16 protein-coding genes are annotated in these 20,121 nt (G+C 43.1%); 10 read left to right on the top strand and 6 right to left on the bottom strand.

Going from position 1 to position 20,121, the window contains the following annotated elements:
- Nucleotides 1-175: 175 nt before the first annotated feature.
- On the bottom strand, nucleotides 176-643 hold the full coding sequence (sixA, locus tag C2M32_RS03150) for a phosphohistidine phosphatase SixA (protein ID WP_105167068.1): 468 nt from the start codon (nucleotides 641-643) through the stop codon (nucleotides 176-178).
- A gap of 162 nt (nucleotides 644-805) precedes the next feature.
- Between sixA and C2M32_RS03155 the strand changes: the two genes are divergently transcribed.
- From C2M32_RS03155 to C2M32_RS03175, 4 genes are all read left to right on the top strand, one after another.
- The gene (locus C2M32_RS03155) at nucleotides 806-3,478 is read left to right on the top strand and encodes an insulinase family protein (protein ID WP_105167069.1); all 2,673 of its coding nucleotides are present in this window, start codon (nucleotides 806-808) and stop codon (nucleotides 3,476-3,478) included.
- An 84-nt stretch (nucleotides 3,479-3,562) separates the two neighbouring features.
- A complete protein-coding gene (locus tag C2M32_RS03160; RefSeq protein WP_199886105.1) occupies nucleotides 3,563-5,815 on the top strand; it encodes a sensor domain-containing protein in 2,253 nt (750 codons plus the stop codon).
- A gap of 741 nt (nucleotides 5,816-6,556) precedes the next feature.
- On the top strand, nucleotides 6,557-6,958 hold the full coding sequence (locus C2M32_RS03170; protein ID WP_070991720.1) for an MmcQ/YjbR family DNA-binding protein: 402 nt from the start codon (nucleotides 6,557-6,559) through the stop codon (nucleotides 6,956-6,958).
- 165 nt (nucleotides 6,959-7,123) lie between these two features.
- On the top strand, nucleotides 7,124-8,119 hold the full coding sequence (locus C2M32_RS03175) for an ATP-dependent 6-phosphofructokinase (protein ID WP_234401208.1): 996 nt from the start codon (nucleotides 7,124-7,126) through the stop codon (nucleotides 8,117-8,119).
- Here C2M32_RS03175 and nhaD read toward each other — a convergent pair.
- The gene (nhaD, locus tag C2M32_RS03180) at nucleotides 8,111-9,484 is read right to left on the bottom strand and encodes a sodium:proton antiporter NhaD (protein WP_105167135.1); all 1,374 of its coding nucleotides are present in this window, start codon (nucleotides 9,482-9,484) and stop codon (nucleotides 8,111-8,113) included. The two genes, C2M32_RS03175 and nhaD, sit on opposite strands and share 9 nt — an antisense overlap.
- 337 nt (nucleotides 9,485-9,821) lie before the next feature.
- Nucleotides 9,822-10,697: a DUF368 domain-containing protein gene (locus tag C2M32_RS03185; RefSeq protein ID WP_105167136.1), complete on the bottom strand. Its 876-nt coding sequence runs from the start codon at nucleotides 10,695-10,697 to the stop codon at nucleotides 9,822-9,824.
- A gap of 222 nt (nucleotides 10,698-10,919) precedes the next feature.
- Here C2M32_RS03185 and C2M32_RS03190 point away from each other — a divergent pair, with 222 nt between their 5' ends.
- The gene (locus C2M32_RS03190; RefSeq protein ID WP_105167071.1) at nucleotides 10,920-11,765 is read left to right on the top strand and encodes a DUF3530 family protein; all 846 of its coding nucleotides are present in this window, start codon (nucleotides 10,920-10,922) and stop codon (nucleotides 11,763-11,765) included.
- On the opposite strand, the gene djlA is transcribed toward C2M32_RS03190, so the two are convergent.
- From djlA to C2M32_RS03205, 3 genes are read right to left on the bottom strand one after another with little or no spacing between them, the layout of a single operon-like run.
- The gene (gene djlA / locus C2M32_RS03195; RefSeq protein ID WP_105167072.1) at nucleotides 11,766-12,623 is read right to left on the bottom strand and encodes a co-chaperone DjlA; all 858 of its coding nucleotides are present in this window, start codon (nucleotides 12,621-12,623) and stop codon (nucleotides 11,766-11,768) included.
- On the bottom strand, nucleotides 12,623-13,291 hold the full coding sequence (gene murU / locus C2M32_RS03200; protein ID WP_105167073.1) for an N-acetylmuramate alpha-1-phosphate uridylyltransferase MurU: 669 nt from the start codon (nucleotides 13,289-13,291) through the stop codon (nucleotides 12,623-12,625). The genes djlA and murU overlap by 1 nt, the downstream gene beginning before the upstream one ends.
- Nucleotides 13,288-14,301 carry an aminoglycoside phosphotransferase family protein gene (locus C2M32_RS03205; RefSeq protein WP_234401209.1) on the bottom strand — a complete coding sequence of 338 codons (1,014 nt, stop codon included), beginning with the start codon at nucleotides 14,299-14,301 and terminating at the stop codon, nucleotides 13,288-13,290. Before C2M32_RS03205 ends, murU begins: the two co-directional genes overlap by 4 nt.
- Before the next feature lie 87 nt (nucleotides 14,302-14,388).
- Between C2M32_RS03205 and lptD the strand changes: the two genes are divergently transcribed.
- From lptD to apaG, 5 genes are read left to right on the top strand one after another with little or no spacing between them, the layout of a single operon-like run.
- Nucleotides 14,389-16,635 carry an LPS assembly protein LptD gene (gene lptD / locus C2M32_RS03210; protein WP_105167074.1) on the top strand — a complete coding sequence of 749 codons (2,247 nt, stop codon included), beginning with the start codon at nucleotides 14,389-14,391 and terminating at the stop codon, nucleotides 16,633-16,635.
- A 16-nt stretch (nucleotides 16,636-16,651) separates the two neighbouring features.
- On the top strand, nucleotides 16,652-17,944 hold the full coding sequence (gene surA, locus C2M32_RS03215) for a peptidylprolyl isomerase SurA (RefSeq protein WP_105167075.1): 1,293 nt from the start codon (nucleotides 16,652-16,654) through the stop codon (nucleotides 17,942-17,944).
- A gap of 6 nt (nucleotides 17,945-17,950) precedes the next feature.
- Nucleotides 17,951-18,943: a 4-hydroxythreonine-4-phosphate dehydrogenase PdxA gene (gene pdxA / locus C2M32_RS03220; protein WP_105167076.1), complete on the top strand. Its 993-nt coding sequence runs from the start codon at nucleotides 17,951-17,953 to the stop codon at nucleotides 18,941-18,943.
- Entirely contained in the window at nucleotides 18,940-19,746 is an 807-nt protein-coding gene (gene rsmA, locus C2M32_RS03225) for a 16S rRNA (adenine(1518)-N(6)/adenine(1519)-N(6))-dimethyltransferase RsmA (RefSeq protein ID WP_105167077.1), read from the top strand. Before pdxA ends, rsmA begins: the two co-directional genes overlap by 4 nt.
- A complete protein-coding gene (gene apaG, locus C2M32_RS03230; RefSeq protein ID WP_105167078.1) occupies nucleotides 19,730-20,119 on the top strand; it encodes a Co2+/Mg2+ efflux protein ApaG in 390 nt (129 codons plus the stop codon). Before rsmA ends, apaG begins: the two co-directional genes overlap by 17 nt.
- Nucleotides 20,120-20,121: the final 2 nt, after the last annotated feature.

Here is a 20,121-nt window from a genome sequence, read left to right on the forward strand (position 1 = left end):
CCAGACGTTTACAACTTTTAGCTACAAAAAAGCGCAATGATGAGGACATATGTCCTTCCCTACTTTTGACTCAAAATGTAGAGGTGGGCACTTTTTACCCCGAGTGGAAACGTATGCTTAACAAGCAAACTATCGGGGGGTAACATCATTGAGCCGTACGTCTTAGCGCAAACGTTTATAAAGAAGGTGAGTTCATGCTCTTAAAGACCCCTTGCTGTGTCACTTCATCATATTCTATGACAGCAATCCCAGCAGTATTAAAAATAGGTAGATGACCGGGACATAGCTGTTCCACCAAATAACTTACAATGGGCATGTGGGCAACAATCAGCCAAACATCAAGGTGCTCATTTAAGCTAATGAGCGTTTCGAGATAATCTATTGCAAATGCAGCATTACCCATAGGGGTAACATCTTTGCAAATCTCCACATAGCTGAAGTCGTTGATCGCCAGTACTTGCTGCGCAGTTTGCTGTGCCCGAGTATAGGGACTGACGAGTGCTGCTTGCGGTTTGAAATGCCCTTTTAACCACCACGCCATTTCCTTAGCTTGCTTAATTCCTCGTTCAGTTAGAGGCCTAGCTTCATCATTAACCTGCATAGGGACAGCTTCACCATGGCGCATAATTAAAATAGTTTTCATTGCACTCTCTAATGTTCTTTGTAAATTTGCCTGCTAACCTGTAGCTAATTACCTCGTTTGTTCGCTATATTAAAACAAACGACCCTATAAACATAAAGCAAAGTTCTTCATTTCGCATTGTAAGCTTTCTTTATTTACATTCTATGTATCGGCGGCAAAAATTTGAAAGTTAGTAATAATGATAATCGCAACTACCACCGGCTTACACTCGACAATGGTCTACAAGTTTTAGTAGTCAGTGACTTGTCCAGTGACAAGTCTGCCGCATCGCTTACCGTCAATGCGGGACACTTTGATGATCCTGCGGACCGCCAAGGTATGGCGCACTTTCTTGAACATATGTTATTTTTGGGTACAAAGCAACATCCCCAGCCGGGTCATTTTTCTCAGTTTGTTAGTCAGGCTGGAGGACAAAGTAATGCTTGGACTGGTACGGAACACAGCTGCTTCTTTTTTGATTGTGCACCGCAACAGTTTTTCAGTGCACTGTCATTATTTGCAGAGTTTTTCATTGATCCCCTGCTCGATGCGTCACAAACTGAGAACGAGCGCAATGCCATAGACGCTGAATTCAAAATGAAAATAAAGGACGATGGGCGTCGAATTTATCAGGTCCATAAAGAGACCGTGAACCCCAAACACCCCTTTGCCAAATTTTCGGTGGGTAACAAAACCACGTTGAGTAATCGAGATGTGTGTATAGCTCAGGAAGTGAGGGAGTTTTTCTTAGCTCATTATCAAGCACAATGGATGACGCTCGTAGTTGCTGGTCCGCACTCGCTGGAGGAGTTATCACATCAAGTAGAGCAATATTTTAGTCCTATTCATGGCTCGCACCAACGCAAGGCCGAAATATGTGAGCCACTCTATCGGCCCCAAGATTTAGGATTGTTATTACATATTGCTCCGCGCAAGCATATGCAAAAGCTGATTGTCAGCTTCGCGATGAACGGCATCGATGATTTATACAAGCATAAGAGCGTTAGCTTCTTAGCTCATTTGTTAGGCTATGAAGGAGAAGGTTCACTCTACTCCATTCTCAAAGAACAAGGTTGGATCAATGCGCTATCCGCTGGCGGTGGAATAAGCGGCAGCAACTTTAAAGACTTTAATGTGAGCTTCGCGCTTACTGATGAAGGTATTGACTACTACGAAGATATCGTAGAAATGCTGTTCGAATATATTGCGCTTATCAAGTCGCAACTCGCTGTACTTCCAAGGCTTTACCAAGATAAGAAAACGCTGCTCGACATTGCGTTCAACAATCAAGAACCGAGTCGCTTACTCGAGTGGGCAAGCAGCATAAGCGTTAATATGCATCACTATGAGCCACAGGACTATCTATATGGTGACTATGTGATGCAAGGATTCAATGAACAGTTACACACCAAACTGTGTGGCTACTTATCGCCTCACAACATGCGTATTGTGTTGATCCATCCCGCCGTTGAAGCCACGTTGAAGGCGAAGTGGTATCACACCCCCTACGCTGTCGAACAGCTCAATCATGAATGGCTAAATGCGCTGGCAGCAATCGATACACCATTACCTGAAATGCAGCTACCTAAAGTAAACCCTTACTTACAAGTAGACAACATCTTATACGATGTGACCAATAAGAACCGCACTCCGACGTTACTCAAAGACAAACCAGGCTTTGCATTTTGGTTCAAACAAGACACCACCTTTCGAGTTACCAAAGGTCACTTTTATATTGAAATCGATTCATTGCTTGGCATCAAAAGCGATAAACATATGGCACTGACGCGCCTTTTTGCCGACTTATTAATGGATAGCATGGCCGAGCAGTACTACCCTGCTGAACTAGCGGGCCTAAATTACCATATCAACTCCCACCAAGGTGGACTCACTCTGCATACTGCTGGACTATCTGGAAATCAAATTACCCTCGCATTGCAACTGCTTGAACATATGTTGCATGCAGTGATCAGTGCCACCCGCTTCGCTGAATATAAAAAGCAACTGATTCGACATTGGAAAAATCATAACCATAATAAACCCGTCAGTGAATTATTCAGTATTCTCGGGGCAAAGCTCATGCCATGGAACCCTGAACCTATGGCTTTGGCTAGGGCGTTGAAAACCATTAGTTTCAATGAGTTTTGTCAATTCAGGAATCAATTTTTTGATTCCGTACATATCAAGGCATTTTTACACGGTAACTGGCAAGAAACTCACGCTCTAGAGATGCAGAAAAAGCTTAGGCGTTTGTTTGAGAAAAGTGAGATCTTAGAGGACTTGAAGCGACCTTTGCTGGTGCTTGACAGCTATCAGCAACAGCATATCGAGAAAAGTGGCAGTGAACACGCTATGGTCTTTTATATACAAGCCCTAAGTGAAGACGTGTTTGAGAAAGTCGCGTTGATGATGCTCAACCAACTCATTAGTCAACAGTATTTTGAAACACTAAGAACACATCAACAACTTGGCTATTTAGTTGGAGCAGGTTATGCACCTTTTAACACTCGAGCTGGTATCGCGTTTTATATTCAATCACCGCAATATGACTCCAAACAGTTACTTGCAAGACATGAACAGTTTGTGGCTGAGTTTATTGAACATTTGGAAGCGCTGAGTGATGTAACATGGCAAGAAGCCATTGGCGCATTACGTTTACAAGTCGCAGAGAAAGACAAGAACTTAAGACTTCGTGCCCAACGCTTTTGGATAGCCATTACCAATGATGACCACGAATTTAATATGCAAAGACGACTTGTGGCGCAAATTGACTCCCTCGATAAAGACGCGCTTATTGCATACATTAAAACGATATTTTCACCAACCCATCCAAAAGTAGCGCTCCTTTGTAACTAAAAAAGAAACAAATTACGTCATTTCTCTTTGACTCCGACTCTTGCATCATTTAGATTAAAGCTCGCAATAAAGAGTTATGCATCTATGATAAGACGAACAATAAAAAAAACATCCATCATGATGCTGTTGTACTCCGTACTTAGCGCTCCTCTGCAAGCACTTAACTCCGGTCAACAGCTAGTATTCCTAGAACCAGTCTGGGCCGGGATCTGTCTGACTTTTTTTCTGATCATTAGTTATCTACTGGTGACTAATGCTAGGTTAAAAAAGTCTCAAGCAGTATTGCAGCTATCTGAACAACGATTAAAAAGTACTGTAGAAGGAAGCGGTGATACACTTTGGGATTGGAATATCGCAACGGGTGAAGTTGTACGGATCAACGACAAATATATGTTGCATAAAAGTAAGTCTAATCATTTTATTCCTAACGCAAAGCGAATTCATCCTCAGGACTTACCACTCGTAGAAAAGCTTCTTAAACAACATTTCTCAGAGAAAAGTGCGTTTTTCGAGGCAAGCTATCGCTTGAAAGACACTCAGGATCAATATCACTGGGTATTGGACAGAGGCAAAATCATTGAAAAGGATAATAACCTAAATCCGCTTAGAATGACTGGGACCGTAAGAGATATCAGTCACTTAAAGAGTACTGAGGAGCGCCTCAATTTATTTGCCAAATGTGTCGAATCTCTAACAGACGCGATTGCTATTTATGACGATCACTTTCGCTTGGTAGATTTAAACCCAAGTTACTTAGTGCTATTTGGGGGGAATCGAGCTCAATATGTAGGTAAATCATTTAACCTGCCAGGCTACGATGAACGCTATATCAATCAGGTTATTACCAGCCTCAAAGAAACCGAGCACTGGCAAGAAGAGTTACGACTGAGAAATCACAAAGATATTTTGCTGCCGATCGAAGTCACCATCGATGAAATTAAGAACACTCATGGCCAAGTAACTAACTATGTTGTGGTTTATTCAGACCTAACTGAGCGTAAAAAAGCAGAATCACAACTCCATAATCTATCTAACCGAGATCGCACAACAGGCTTGCCCAATCGCAATCTGTTTTTTACCAATCTAAAGAAGTTAGCACAGCAAGATACTCATCATGCCCTACTTGTGTTCGATTTGGACAACTTTAAAAAGATCAACGACTCGCTGGGCCATCAACTAGGCGATAGCCTCCTTGCCAAGCTAGCAATGCGGTTGAATAAGCTCGCTCGACAAAAAGATACCTTTTATCGACTTGGCGGGGACGAGTTTGCATTAGTCATGACAGGCACCAATGACATTCACACCATCACTCGAACAGCTAAGCTGTTTCTCGCAGCCATTGCCACACCGTTTAAAATGGCAAACCATGAGCTGGTGATCACCTCATCTGTCGGTATTGTGCTGTTTCCAGAGGACGGGGCAACACCTGAAATTCTGCTTAAAAACGCCGATACAGCCATGTATCATGCCAAGCAAAGAGGTAATCACTATTTGTTCTTCAACGATTCGATGAATGAACAGGCAGTAAAAAGGCTGCAAATAGAGAACCTGATGAGATTTGGCCTTAAAGAAGACCATTTCGTTGTTTACTATCAACCGAAAATGGACATTAAAACGGGACGCCTTGTTGGTATGGAAGCTTTGGTTCGCTTCATCACGCCGAAAAAAGGTATCATCAGCCCTGGCATATTTATTCCGATCGCTGAAGAAACAGGGCAGATCATCGATATCGGTGAGGTGGTATTGGATAAAGCCTGTAAGGATGTGAAACGCTGGATTGATCAAGGTTTATTTGACGGTCGCGTTGCCGTGAATTTATCTGCAAAGCAATTCAGTTTGCCTGATTTGACAACCAGAATTGACGTCATCTTACAAAAAAACCAGCTTCCTTCTTATTTTCTCGAACTAGAAATTACTGAAGGCACTATTATGGATGATCCACAAGAAGCGATTGCTATCATGCGTTCTCTCAGTGCACGCGGCATACACCTAGCAATTGATGACTTTGGTACGGGCTACTCGTCGTTGGCTTATCTGAAGCAGTTTCCGCTGAACACGTTAAAAGTTGATAAAGCGTTTGTAGACGATATGTCCTCTGAGCGAGGACGTAACATGGTAGATTCTATCGTCACCATCGCTCACAACCTTGACCTACACGTTGTGGCCGAAGGGGTAGAAAAAGAGGAACAACTTAGTGCTTTAGAGCAGCTTAACTGTCAGACTATCCAGGGTTATTTTTATTCCAAGCCATTATGCGCTGCTGATTTTACAGCTTTTTTAAGAGCTCAGAAACAAAGAGAGAATCAATCACAACCCAAATTGAAGGTCGTAAATTAGTAGATTAAGCACGCCACATACAGCAGCTATGTAATTGATTACGCAGCCATGCACGACGATGATGTACCCTCAATAAGCACCATGCGCAAGGACCGCACATTATACCGGCAACGACCCAACGTTTAATAGGCATTCCCTTACGAATTGCTTCTACATAAAGTAATATGGCACCTAAGAACGACAACACAATCCACATCATAAACCAGCTTAACCTACGACTTTTAATAACGGCGCGCAGGGTATCAAAATGCACAGTATTTGTACAATTAAATATTAATTGTTGCAAAATATTGCATTATTTAATTTAATAGCAGCTCAGTTCGATGCAATATTAGCAATAAGAGTGATGTTAATATAGTAGCTAGTTGATTATTAAATAATTTATTTTCTAATCATCTAAACTGCATTGAAAATTGAAACTACGAGGTATGGTTTTCATCATTAGCAGCCCGATTTAGCACGTGCTAGAGAGCGTTTTAAACGTATCAACATTAGCCGAGCAAACTTCGCATTGTTCATAACTTGATTCAGTTAAAACATGCGCAAAAGGCCGAATATTATACGATTTAAACAACTAGTTAAGTTCAAATTGTTGTTTTTTATATGTAATACTAAATTGGCCTATGTAAACAGAAGCTTTCAAGCCGTTTTATAAACGGGTAATTACAGTATTCTCATAATAGCTGCTAAAATTAGACCATGTTGTTTTAAATTATTTAGTTACGTCAAGGACACGATCATATGGATCAAAAAAGCGTACATGACTATTTGCAAAGTAAACCCGCGACGTTTATAACTCAGCCGTTTGCTCAAGATGTTGATGTCTACAAAGTGCAACACAAGATGTTTGCGACTTTATCTGAAGGTAAAGAAGGTCAAGTGGATGCCAATGGTGAGCCTGTCTGGTGGCTTAATTTGAAGTGCGATCCCGATGAGGCTTTGTTACTTCGAGATGAGTTTCCAGCTATCGTTCCTGGTTACCACATGAACAAACGTTTATGGAATACGATCATTTTGGACGGCTCAGTGCCCGACGAGAAAATTAAAGAGATGATCGATAATTCTTATAATATCGTTGTCGATAATTTGCCAACCGCACAAAAAGAAGAACTAGCAAAAATCGCAGCGTCTTTAAATAAATAAATAGATTGGATTTGGCTCCCCTCGCACATCAGCGAGGGCCATTTCCCTTTCCCCCTCCCCTTCTATTTCCTTTTCCCTTGCTCTGCTTCTAAATATGCTTGTATGCTGGCTGTGCTGCTCATGTGTTATCTATAATTACATTCATAGTTTGAAGAAGGATTTATTATGAAGAAGATCGCTGTTTTAACAAGTGGTGGGGATGCACCTGCCATGAATGCTGCAATTAGAGCAATTACATTGAGCTGTAATTACCACCAGCTACAGTGTGTCGGCTTTTATCACGGCTACAACGGTTTAATCGATGATCAATATGTAGAAATGGAGCATTTTGACATCAATCCAACCCTACAACAAGGTGGCACCATTTTGAAAAGTGCACGCTGCCAAGCCATGCTGACTTCCGAGGGCATCATTCAAGCGTGTAATACCTTAAGAAAGCATGAGATTGACGCATTAGTAGTAATTGGTGGTGATGGCTCATTGAGAGGGCTACAAAAAATCAAACAGCACTGGGAAAAACAAGTCATTGGCTTACCGGGTACCATTGATAACGACCTCAGCGGCACTGACTACACCATTGGCTTTGCGACTGCTGTCACAACTGCGACCCATGCAATAGATAAAATTCGCGACACCGCCAATGCATTTGAGCGCATATTCATTGTTGAGGTTATGGGTAGACACAGTGGCCACATCGCTTTTAATGTAGGTATCGCTACCGGTGCCGAAGCCATTATTTCTTTTGAGAATTTCTCTGCCGACCAAGCGCAATACAAAGTAACTGAGCTTTTGCGTGCAATTGAAAAACAACAGCGCACCCATGGTAGCTTTCTCATTGTACTCGCTGAAAACTTATGGCCTGGCGGTGCTCAAGCACTAAAAGAGAGTCTCACCGAACAAGGAAAAGTAGACAGTGCCATTTGTATCCTGGGCCATATTCAGCGAGGTGGTAGTCCGGTTCCTGAAGATAGAAACCTAGGAACTGAACTGGGACTGGCAGCTGTTGATGCTATATTAATGGGAAAAGACAATGTGATGATAGGACGTGCCGCAGGCGAAATCGTTGCCACACCACTTGAGCAAGTTATCAATACGGCTAAGCCAGTAAGCGCTCACTGGGTAAACGCTCACCAGCAACAATTAACTCATTACCTAAAATAGCTCAGCGTTAAGCCAGAGGTGCATCAGTACGCTGGCAACATAGCCCAAAGCAATGACAGGCGCCCATTTCAAATGACCAATAAATGTGTAGTAACCACGCGCCTGTCCCATCAAGGCGACACCTGCTGCAGAACCAATAGATAGCAGACTGCCCCCAACTCCTGCGGTGAGGGTGATCAATAGCCATTGTCCATGTGACATTTCAGGCTGCATGGACAACACAGCAAACATCACCGGAATATTATCTATCACCGACGACACGATGCCCAAAAATATGTTAGCTGCCGTTGCACTCCACTGCCCATATAACATCTCAGACAGAAGACCTAAATATCCTAAAAAGCCAAGGCCTCCTACACACATAACAATGCCATAGAAGAATAATAAGGTATCCCATTCGGCACGCGCCACTTTATTGAAAACATCAAATGGCATCACACTGCCCAACAGATCTATACGTCTTTGATCGCCAGCTTGCAGCGCTTTATTACGTCTTTTCTCCAACGTAATACGCAAGTAATAGCCAAATAGTTGTAAATAGCCTAATCCCATCATCATTCCCAGAACTGGTGGCATATGCAACAAGCTGTGACACAACACCGCAGTGAGAACAGTCAATAAAAACAATGCTAGGATGCGTCTAGCACCGCGCTTCATTTTAGTCGGCTCATAAAGCGCCGAAGGCATTTTCTTCTCAACAACAAAGCTCATTATAAATGCAGGCACCAAATAGTTGACTAGCGAGGGGACAAATAAAACCATAAACTCATTGAACTGCACCATACCCGCCTGCCAAACCATCAAAGTCGTAATATCACCAAATGGGCTGAATGCTCCCCCAGCATTTGCAGCCACCACAATATTAATACAGCTGAGATTAATAAATCGTTTGTCACCTTCAGCCACTTTCATCACCACTGCACACATTAACAGCGCCGTGGTTAAGTTATCGGCAATAGGTGAAATAAAGAATGCTAGAAAACCGCTTATCCAAAACAAACTCGTGTAACTAAAGCCTCGTTGGATCATCCAAGCCCGCAACGCGTCAAATACTTTGCGCTCCTCCATAGCATTTATGTACGTCATCGCAACGAGCAGAAATAACATCAGTTCGGCAAACTCTAGTAAATTATGCCTAAACGCTTCTTCCGTCACATGAGGAATATCGTGAGTAACATAGTAAGCGCTGATGAGTATCCAAATTACGCCCGCTGCCACCAATACTGGTTTGGACTTTCTTAAATGAAGCTTTTCTTCAACCATGACCAATGCATAGGCAATCACAAAGATCAGGATACAAAGCCCGCCTAAAAACGATGACGTCAGGTCTAGTCGTTCCACGCTTGCCCAAGCGGGGGAAACCATACCGATTAACAGAATGACCAACAAACCAAACTTGTAACTCACTGTGCTCATGGACTTATTTTGCCTTTTTATCTAGTGGACGAAGGTGCAGCAAAGATATTAAAAAACATAGCATATTTGTTGAGTCATTAATCATTCTTATACAAACGATATACGCCCTAGTCTTTGCATATTATATGTTCGCTTTTTTGGTGAAGATTGAATATTACCCATTGGTATTAAACCAAAATCCAAAAGGGGGACGTAGTCGGCTTTTGTACAAATCAAGAAAGGGAGTTTGGTGGTAGAAGAAAATAAACAGCCAACACAGCAAGAGCTCATGTTGGCTGCCCAGAAATTACTTGTTTGTTAGCTTTTCAATCGCCAGAATGAGTAACAAGCCACCCACTGCCAGCGCTATACATATTCCGGTTTGCGGTGCCATACCAGTCACTGCTGCAAACTCCATGGGAGTCACATTTTGCTGTAACAGAGGCTTTTCTATGCCGCTAGAACTCGTGTAGGTTGATAGCACGGTTTTCCACGGCCAGAGTAAATTGAGCGATCCCAACAAAAAACCAGCCAGTAGTGAAAATGTCACCTGTTGATACTTATCGAGCAGCCAAGATAAAAAACGAGAAAAAACCATGAGCCCCACCACACAGCCCACCAAAAATAGCCCAACCAACATAACTTCTTTTTGCGTAATGGCCTGCAGAACATGGCCATACATTCCCATCAATAACAGGATAAAGCTACCAGAAATGCCGGGTAAAATCATAGCGCACACCGCAATTGCACCAGCAACAAAAAACATCCACCAATGGGGCTGAGCTTCAGTAGGCGCGAGCGTCGTAATAACAAAGGCAATCGCCGCACCGAGTAAACAACTTAGTATCGTTTGCCACCGCCAGTGAGTAACCTGCTTGGCTACATGGATAAACGATGCCACTATCAAACCAAAGAAAAATGACCATACCAAGATTTGATGATTAGCCAACAAATAGGTGATTAACTTTGCTAACGACGCGGCACTGGTTATTAACCCTGCAAATACAGCCAACAAAAAAGACCCGTCAATATGACGCCAGCACGCTTTGATACCATCATTTTTCAGTATACCGAGTGCCGCTAGATCAACACTCTTTATCGCATGTAAGAAGCGTGAGTATATGCCTGTAATAAAGGCAATTGTACCGCCAGAAACGCCCGGCACAACATCCGCGGCCCCCATGCCAGCCCCTTTCAAAAATAACCAAACATAGTCTCTTTTAGAATCACGATGCTCTGTCACTTATCTACTCCATCTTAAATTTGGGCTTAGTCTAACGGAAAACGACTCTTGCAAACAGCATCATAAATCGGTTGTTTCCATATTTAGCGCGTATGATTTGACTAAATAAAAATGTATCGCTGCCGATATGGTGACATGAGCCAATTTTTTTAAAGCATTGTTATGAAGCTTATTTCGCTAATTTTATGCGTGTTCCTAGTACCGGCGAGCACTTTTTGCATCGCTGCCTCTGCGCCATTTATCATGCCGCCAGCACGCACAGCCATAGAACAAGGCGACCTAAACAAGTACTTTTCTAAACAGCTTGTTGAATTAGATACCGAACATGGCAAAGTTTTAGCTTTATATTCGCCCTATATGAGTGCAATCAAACGTGGTGTTGTGGTCATGCTTCCAGGAGCAGATCAAGGGCCATTATCACCCCACGGCCTCAGCTATCTATCTCAAGCGCTGACAGATGATGGTTTCGATACCTATGCATTGCAAAGTCCTGAACTCAACTGGCAAGCTGGCATGTTTTCAGACGACGCCACCAATGAAAACACATCCTCTGAGTATCAGGGCCCTTGGTCAGAAGCCATGCTAGATGAGTATAAAGAAAATTTATTGGCCAGCTTTGAGGCATTACAGCAAACTCTCGATTTGAACCCTGAGCAACAGTTTGTCGTTATTGCTGCTGGAACCAGTGCGGGTGTGTTTTCAGAACATTTGGCTGCTCTACCGAATGTTGAGATTGACGCCCTCATCACCCTCAGTGCACAACTTCCTAATATTAAAAGAAATAAGCATTTACCAGCGGTACTGTCACTGGTTAGCCCCCCCCTACTGGACATCGTCTACTCACAAGACAATCAAACCTTGCTAGACAATGCACAGCAAAGGAAGCGGTGGGTCAAACGCAATAACAAATATGACTACCGACAACGTGAGTTGTTTGGTGCAAGCAACGAACCGCTGCAACATCAGCGGTTGAGAAAGGAGCTTGACGGCTTCTTAAGGCAATTGTGATTAACTGACCTTTTTCAAAAACTCGTATGCAGACTGAATATCTTGGCTTTTACGTTTAGCAACCTCCATCATGTGCTCAGGTAAGCCCTGTGACACTAACTTATCGGGGTGATGCTGGGCCATTAGCTTACGATATGCTCGTTTGATGTCTTTCTCACTGGCATCATTACCAAGCCCCAACACCGCCAATGCCTGTGATTTAGAAAAGGTGCCGCCATTGCTCGTTGTCTGTTTTTGTTGATAGTGGTTCTGTTGTTGCCCATTTTGCTGACTGTGATGCTGGGCTCGCTGCTGACGAAAACTAAACTCCGCCTGATAACGTTTAAGAATAAACTGAAAATGGGTGGCAGAGATCCCCAAATATTGACTGACTTTTTGCAACAACTGTTTTTCTTGAGCCGCCAAGTGCCCATCCGAAAACGCCATTTGAATTTGGATTTCTAAGAATAACTGCAACAAATCATAGCGCCGAGCAAAGACATCTTTAAAATCACTGATCGCCTCTTTTAATTGGAAATCGGCACTTTTACCCGCGCGAAAAGCATTTTGAGCTTCCTGCCTATTTTCACCGTGCAGCCCCATTTCATCCATAAATGCCGATGCAGCCTGAATATGAATTTCACTCACCCGACCATTAGATTTAGCAATGTGCCCCATAACCGCAAAGCAGCTAGAAAAAAACAGCGCTTGGCGTTGATGTAAGTCATCGCCACTAAAGAACCCTTGAAAGCCACCAACCTTATCAAAGTTTTGTTTTAAGCTCTTGTCGAACATGTGACCGAGCCAAAACCCTAAAATCGCCCCAACCCAACGCCCAAACATGAAGCCAAAACACGTACCAAGCAACTTACCCCACATTATTGTTGCTCCCACTTACGATTCATTTCTGATAGCCGTTCAGGCGTGCCTATATCGTGCCACTGACCTAAATACAGTTGTGTAGATACCCGGCCTTGTTCAAGTGCTTCTCTTAGCATTGGGCCTAAAGGAGTAAATCCAGGCGTCAAATGTGAAAAGAAAGAGGCGTGATATAAACCTATGCCCGAAAAAGTATAACGCTGTTCATTCAACGGTTGATGCGCCAAACGAAAATCACCGTCAGGATTATGTACAGGGTTTTCGACCAAAACGATATGCGCTTGTTGCGGCTCTAACACCAACTGCGTTAACGCACTCACGTCATAATCGGTAAATATATCGCCATTAATGACGATAAACTTGTCATCGTCATTACTTAGTAGCGCTAAGGCGTTGAAGATACCACCTGCGGTTTCTAAACCTTCCTGCGGCTCATAACTGTAATGGATATGCACACCCCATGACGAGCCATCGCCAAAATACTGAACGATTTTGTCCCCTTGCCAAGCTAGATTGATCACTATGTCTGTGATACCTGCATTTTTCAGGCGCTCTATGTGATACTCAAGTAATGGACGGCCAGCTACCGTCAACATGGGCTTGGGTACATCAGCGGTCAATGGCATCATTCGCTTACCGCGTCCAGCCGCAAGGATCATGGCTTTCATACTGTTAAACTACTCAACTTTGCTTCTACTTTTGGCATTATGTCATGCCGTATCCAAGTTGCAAGCCACTGAAACGACTCGTAACATTTCGCAACATCATGGATATAATCCAAAGTTGGAAGTATATTTTGCAGATATCCAGATTTACCATCTCGCAGTAGCAGGCGGCAGAATATCCCCGCAGCTTTAAGATGCCGTTGCATGCCAGTTAAGTCAAAATATCTGCTGTACTGCTCAAACGTCATTCCAGCAAGTAAGTTTGCATCACGCAACACCACAAAGCTGGCTTTTTGTAATACATTAAATTCGTCTTGTGGTAACTTGAAATAACAATCTCTAAGTAGAGATACTGCGTCGTAAGTAACCGGTCCTTGCACCGCATCTTGATAGTCTATAAGCGCCCACTCGCCACTTACATTCATGATATTTCGACTATGAAAGTCGCGATGCATCGTCACCTGAGGCTGTGCGAGCATCGCATCAACCAACTGCTTTTTTAGCAAGAGCCATTGCTCAACAGGCAAACTGCTTTCGTCTAGTTCTAACCAATCACACACCAACCATTGCCAGAAAATATCTAACTCCATGCCAATAAATTCAGCGTCATAGGGTTTCATAAATTCAGAGACGGGAGTACTTGCGATGTTCGCAAGTAAGGCAATGATTTCTAGATAATCTTGCTGCCGAGTTGTAGTACTCAGTCTATCAGCTAAATGCTCAGAGCCTAAGTCCTCCAACAACATGAGACCATTGTCCATATCAGCGTGCAAAATGCTTGGCACCCTCAAGCCGCCTTGCGCAAAACAACTGTTTAGCGCGACAAATGGCTGGTTATCCAACTTGTCAGGGTCTGAATCCATCAAAATGTAGCTGTGCTCTCCACTGACGACCCGACTATAACAACGAAAACTGGCATCGCTCGTGATAGCACGATGTTGGTATTCGATATTACCAAAGTACGACTTTAAAAAGCCTTCATACAAGCTTTTTCTATTTTGCTTTTTTGTCACAAAATTCCACTCTTAATTACTGTATTTCACTAAGTTTTACTTTATCATGTCTTGCTTAATATAAATAACGGCGTTCAAGGTTAATAAATGAGCAAAACATGGGCTGCAATCGTCTCCGTATTGGTAAGTACCAGTGCGATGGCTGCATCTGAGTCTACAGCACAGCTATGTGGCCAATTTTTGCAAACGCAACCATGGCAACCACTCAGCTCACTACCTAACAATGCAATCGATATTCAAGCTGACGATGTCGAAATGCAAGGGAAAGAAAGCGCGGAGTTTTCGGGCAATGTTGTTATTAATACCAACAAAATGTCGCTTTTTGCCAGCAGTGCACTGATTGACAAAAAACAAAGCCTACTCAATGCAACCGGCCCACTGCGCTATCGTGACCCATTCACCGATGTCAACGCCAATGCCCTTTATGCAGATTTGAATGATAATGAAATTAGCTTACTTGGCGCTGACTACCAACTAACACAACAGCTTGGTCGCGGGGGCGCAGAGAAGTTTTCCGCCTCTGGGGAAAAAATTTCGTTATTCAACTCAAGCTTTACCACTTGTCCATCAGAGCAACCTTTTTGGGCGCTTGAAGCGGACAACATTACCTTATCAAAGCAAGATGGGTGGGGTGAGACACATAATGCGGTGCTCAAAATTCTCAATACACCGGTTTTATACATCCCCTATTTTACCTTTCCCATCGACGAGCGACGTAAGTCTGGGCTACTAATGCCAAAAATTGCTCCTTCAAGTCGCTATGGATTAGAAGTTGTGTTGCCATATTATTGGAACATCGCACCAAACTATGATGCCACCCTATCACCTCGATACATGTCAAATCAGGGTATACAACTTATCAGCGAGTTTAGGTATCTAACACCAAAGCACTCTGGTCTTCTAGGAATAGAATATCTGGAAAAAGATGACTCTGAGCCGACGCTTGAAGAACGCTATCTGGTGCACTGGAATCAACAAAGTTACTTGAACAAAAATTGGCGTTTGAGCCTTGATATCACCAACGTAAGTGACGATAACTATCTCACCGACTTAACCTCCGATTATGCAAGTGAAACAGGCACACAATTGGATAGGACGGGTATTTTGAGCTATCTCGGTGAGCAATGGCTCACCGATATTAGATTTCAAACATTCGAAGTCTTGGGGGATCATACTGAGTCATATGCCGCGTTACCACAAATAAACTGGCGAAATCGATTTGCTTATCGCGCGTTAGGCATAGACTTTAATCTGCAAGGTGAACTGAGCCATTTTCGTAATAAGGATCTCCTAATTGAAGAAGCAACTCGCTTTCATATTGAGCCAAAAGCCAGCTACAAGATAAATGACTACGCATGGTCATTACTGGGGGAAGTTAGCCTGCTGCATACCCGCTATAAGCAAGAAGGTGATTTACAAAACACACAATTTACAAGTGATGTGACGCGTACTTTGCCAAAGCTTAGAATACATACACAACTTAACTTTGAGCGCGAAAGTACCCTATTCGCTTCAGGTGGTACACAAACACTAGAGCCTCAAATGCAGTACTTATACACGCCAGAACGTGACCAGCAGAATATCGGCTTATACGACACCACCAAAACTCAGGATGACTTTTATGGTCTATTCCGCGAGCAGCGATTTTCAGGCGTGGATAGAATCGCGCAGGCTAACCAGATCACATTAGGTGCCACAACGCGCTTATTCGACGACAAAAACCTGGAGCGGTTCAACTTCAGTGCAGGACAAATTATATATTTGGAAGATAGTGTTAAACCAAGCGCGCAAAGTCTCGATGGCCAAACAAATTATAATGCCTTGTTTGCAGCCCAAACCATGATACATTGGCACAGGCGTTGGTACTTCTCTGCAGGTATTCAGTACGATGCCGACGCAAAAGAGCTCATTGAGTCTCATACAACACTGGATTATAAAGGTGACAACAATAAGTTAGTTCAATTGAACCATCGTTACGCCAGTGATGTCTCAGGATATGAAATTGATCAAGCTGGTATGTTTGCCAGTTTACCTATTAATGATAATTGGCAGTTAGTCGCAAGCTATCACCGGGACTTAAACACTTCGCGTAGCGTTGAGGTCTTTGCTGGAATACGCTATGAAAGCTGTTGCTGGGCAATTCAAGTTACGGGTAAAAGGCAAATTGAAACAGATTTAAATCGCACTATTAATCAAAACGATGCGCAATTTGACTCAAGTATAGGCATTAGCTTTGTGCTAAAAGGCCTTGGCGGCAAGTCAAATTATGATATTGAGCAAGTCCTGCAACAGGGACTATTCAACTATCGACGCCCTTATTTTTTAAATAATTAATAAATATTAGAACATTATGAATTTTAAAAAGCTGTTATTGGTTGCCCTATTCGGGATGAGCATCAACCAACACGCATTCGCTGAGCGAGTGCAAATTGATAAAGTAGTCGCTACCGTAAACGACGGGGTGATTTTACAAAGTGAAGTAGACCAGATTATCCAGCGAGTTAAAGAGCAAGCGAAGCAACAAAGCACCGAGCTTCCTTCTGATAATACGCTACGCATTCAAGCATTAGATCGACTTGTCGACCAAACGCTGATGCTACAACTTGCTGAGCGTATGGGCATGGAAATATCTGATGCCCAACTTGATCAAACACTGGCTAGTATTGCTCAGGAGCAAGGCGGAACCATCGCTGATTTAAGAAAAACCGTTGAAAGCAGTGGCGAAAACTTTCAAGAGTATCGTGAACAAATTCGTAAAGAGATCACCATTGGTCAAGTAAGAAGAGCAAACGTTGACCGCCGCATCTATATTAGTCCTCGGGAAATTGCTAATTTGCAGAAAATACTTTCAGAGCAAACGGGTAACGCAGAGGAGTTTGATTTAGGCCATATCTTAGTCAAGATCCCAAGCAAAGCGACGCCAGAAGAAATCGAAGACGCGAGAACACGTGCGGACAAGGTTATTGAGTTTCTCAATGAAGGCAGAGATTTCAAACGTATTGCGATTGCTTCTTCAAGTGGTCCTAAAGCCCTTGAAGGTGGTCAATTAGGATGGATGAGTATTAACGAAATGCCTTCGTTGTTTGCTGAGGCTATTAAAGGCAAGAAAAAAGATGAAATTGTTGGCCCAGTTCGTTCAGGAGCAGGATTTCATATTTTAAAGGTTCAAGACATTCGTGGCCGCCAAGTTGTTGAAACAACTGAGGTTCGATCTAGACATATTTTGATTAAACCTTCCATCATCCTAAGTGAAGAAAAAGCAAAAGAAATGCTCACTGGCTTCGTGGCTGATCTAAGAGCAGGCAAGGCTGATTTCGCTGAGTTAGCAAAAGAACACTCGGAAGATCCAGGTTCAGCCCTTAAAGGCGGTGAATACGACTGGACGGACCCAACGACCTACGTACCTGCGTTTAGAGATGCAGTGCTATCGTTAGATAAGAACGAAATAAGTGAACCATTCAGAAGTTCATTTGGTTGGCATATTGTGCAATTACTTGATAAGCGTGTTGCAGACAAAACCGAACAAGCAAAACTCAATCGCGCTCATGGATTATTGTACAACCGTAAGTTCAAAGAAGAAGTGTTCAAATGGCAAAGCGAAATAAGAGAGCAGGCCCATATTGATATTTTCCCTGTTGAGTAAGTGATTATGAGCCTAAGAATTGCGATCACGCCTGGCGAACCCGCTGGCATTGGACCCGATCTCGTTATAAAGTTGGCGCAAAAAAGCTGGCCAGCACAATTAGTTGCTGTGGTTGACAAAGGCTTGATGGAACAACGAGCAGCGCAACTTGGACTGTCGGTTGAAATGCTCGAATTTGACCCGAGCCTGCCTGCGACTCCGGCAGAGGCAGGTAGCTTGTATTACATGCAAGTTGATAAAGGGGGTGAAGTCGTTCCTGGTGTTCTGGATGAAAAGAATGGCCGCTATGTTTTAGAAACATTGCGTTTAGCATCTGAAAAAAATATGGACGGCACATTTGATGCGGTGGTCACAGGACCAGTTCATAAAGGCATCATCAACCGTGCTGGTATTTCTTTTAGTGGCCACACAGAATATTTCGCTCAGCAATCTGGAACCGCCGATGTCGTAATGATGTTGGCAACTGAGGGCTTGCGCGTGGCGTTGGTCACAACGCACATTCCACTTGAGTACGTATCAAGAGCCGTTACCAAAGAGCGACTTGCAAAGGTAGCAACTATCCTGCATCACGACCTACAAAGTAAGTTTGGTATTGAGCAGCCAAAAGTGTTGGTCTGTGGACTAAATCCCCATGCGGGTGAAGATGGTCATTTAGGCAGAGAAGAAATAGATACCATCTCTCCAACCCTACAGATGCTTAACCAGCAAGGCATGAATTTTATCGGCCCACTACCCGCTGATACACTATTTCAAGCGAAATATTTGGATAATGCAGACGCCGTGCTTGCTATGTATCACGATCAAGGCTTACCTGTGTTAAAATACAAAGGATTTGGTAATTCGGTCAATATCACTCTAGGATTACCCTTTATACGCACCTCTGTTGACCATGGCACAGCCCTTGATTTGGCCGCCACAAATAACATTGAGGTGGGTAGTTTTGATTTAGCGATCCGCGAAGCTATCAAGCTCGCCACTGAAAAAGCACAGAATTCATGACAGATAAAGTACACTTAGGGCATCGCGCCCGTAAACGTTTTGGCCAAAACTTTCTAAACGATGACATGATCATCGACAAAATAGTGACCGCCATCGACCCTAAACCCACGGATAATCTGGTTGAGATAGGCCCAGGTCTTGGTGCTATCACTGAGCCTGTTGTTGACTTAAGTGGACATTTAACTGTTGTGGAGCTTGATAAGGATCTAGCTGAGCGCTTAATCCACCACCCTTTTATGGGACCTAAGTTGACAGTACATCAGGGTGATGCGATGAAATTCGACTTCTCAAGCTTGATTAAAAGTGACGAGAAATTAAAGATTTTCGGTAACTTACCATATAACGTGTCAACACCTTTGTTGTTTCACCTGTTTGAATTTGCGGACCACGTTGAGCATATGCACTTCATGCTGCAAAAAGAGGTTGTTAAGCGCATGGTTGCCGGCCCTGACTCTAAAGCTTTTGGTCGTTTAAGTGTAATGACACAATACTATTGTCATGCAATGCCTGTTATCGATGTCCCCCCTGAGTGTTTTAAACCAGCACCTAAGGTCGATTCGGCAGTGATCCGCTTAATCCCTAAAAAGCCAGAGCAACGCACAGCTAAGTCAACTAAGATACTAAACACCGTATGTTTAGAGGCATTTAATCAGCGCCGTAAAACACTACGCAATAGCTTATCAAACCTGTTAACCTCTGAAGAAATGGAACAATTAGGTATTGATGCCTCTAAACGTGCTGAAAATCTATCACTTGCACAATTTATTGATATAGCTAACTGGATATATGACAACAAGCAGTAATATTGGCTCACCGATCAAGGTTTCCGTAGAAACATTTTACGTAGAAGCCCAATCGCAGCCCGAAAAAGACAAATACGTATTTGCCTATACCGTTACAATTAAAAACCATAGTTTGTGTAGTGCTAAGCTACACAGTCGCTATTGGCTTATCACCGATGCCAACGGCAAAGAGACCGAGGTAGAGGGTGAAGGTGTGGTAGGTGAAACGCCTACTATTGGGCCTGGTGAAAGCTACAAATACACCAGCGGTGCGATTCTCGATACGCCACTGGGTACAATGCAGGGCTACTATGTAATGCGTAACGAGTTTGGCAGTGAGTTCAAAGCACCGATTGAAGTGTTTCGTTTAGCCTGCCCAAATATCCTACATTAAGT

The sequence above is a fragment of the Pseudoalteromonas sp. T1lg23B genome (genome assembly GCF_002964665.1).
Classification (GTDB): domain Bacteria; phylum Pseudomonadota; class Gammaproteobacteria; order Enterobacterales; family Alteromonadaceae; genus Pseudoalteromonas.

What these genes read in the sequence shown, in the direction of transcription:
- sixA (WP_105167068.1), bottom strand. Translation starts at nt 643, where the DNA reads ATGAAAACTATTTTAATTATGCGCCATGGTGAAGCTGTCCCTATGCAG.
- C2M32_RS03160 (WP_199886105.1), top strand. Translation starts at nt 3,563, where the DNA reads ATGATAAGACGAACAATAAAAAAAACATCCATCATGATGCTGTTGTAC.
- C2M32_RS03170 (WP_070991720.1), top strand. Translation starts at nt 6,557, where the DNA reads ATGGATCAAAAAAGCGTACATGACTATTTGCAAAGTAAACCCGCGACG.
- C2M32_RS03175 (WP_234401208.1), top strand. Translation starts at nt 7,124, where the DNA reads ATGAAGAAGATCGCTGTTTTAACAAGTGGTGGGGATGCACCTGCCATG.
- nhaD (WP_105167135.1), bottom strand. Translation starts at nt 9,484, where the DNA reads ATGGTTTCCCCCGCTTGGGCAAGCGTGGAACGACTAGACCTGACGTCA.
- C2M32_RS03185 (WP_105167136.1), bottom strand. Translation starts at nt 10,697, where the DNA reads ATGGGGGCCGCGGATGTTGTGCCGGGCGTTTCTGGCGGTACAATTGCC.
- C2M32_RS03190 (WP_105167071.1), top strand. Translation starts at nt 10,920, where the DNA reads ATGAAGCTTATTTCGCTAATTTTATGCGTGTTCCTAGTACCGGCGAGC.
- djlA (WP_105167072.1), bottom strand. Translation starts at nt 12,623, where the DNA reads ATGTGGGGTAAGTTGCTTGGTACGTGTTTTGGCTTCATGTTTGGGCGT.
- murU (WP_105167073.1), bottom strand. Translation starts at nt 13,291, where the DNA reads ATGAAAGCCATGATCCTTGCGGCTGGACGCGGTAAGCGAATGATGCCA.
- lptD (WP_105167074.1), top strand. Translation starts at nt 14,389, where the DNA reads ATGAGCAAAACATGGGCTGCAATCGTCTCCGTATTGGTAAGTACCAGT.
- surA (WP_105167075.1), top strand. Translation starts at nt 16,652, where the DNA reads ATGAATTTTAAAAAGCTGTTATTGGTTGCCCTATTCGGGATGAGCATC.
- pdxA (WP_105167076.1), top strand. Translation starts at nt 17,951, where the DNA reads ATGAGCCTAAGAATTGCGATCACGCCTGGCGAACCCGCTGGCATTGGA.
- rsmA (WP_105167077.1), top strand. Translation starts at nt 18,940, where the DNA reads ATGACAGATAAAGTACACTTAGGGCATCGCGCCCGTAAACGTTTTGGC.
- apaG (WP_105167078.1), top strand. Translation starts at nt 19,730, where the DNA reads ATGACAACAAGCAGTAATATTGGCTCACCGATCAAGGTTTCCGTAGAA.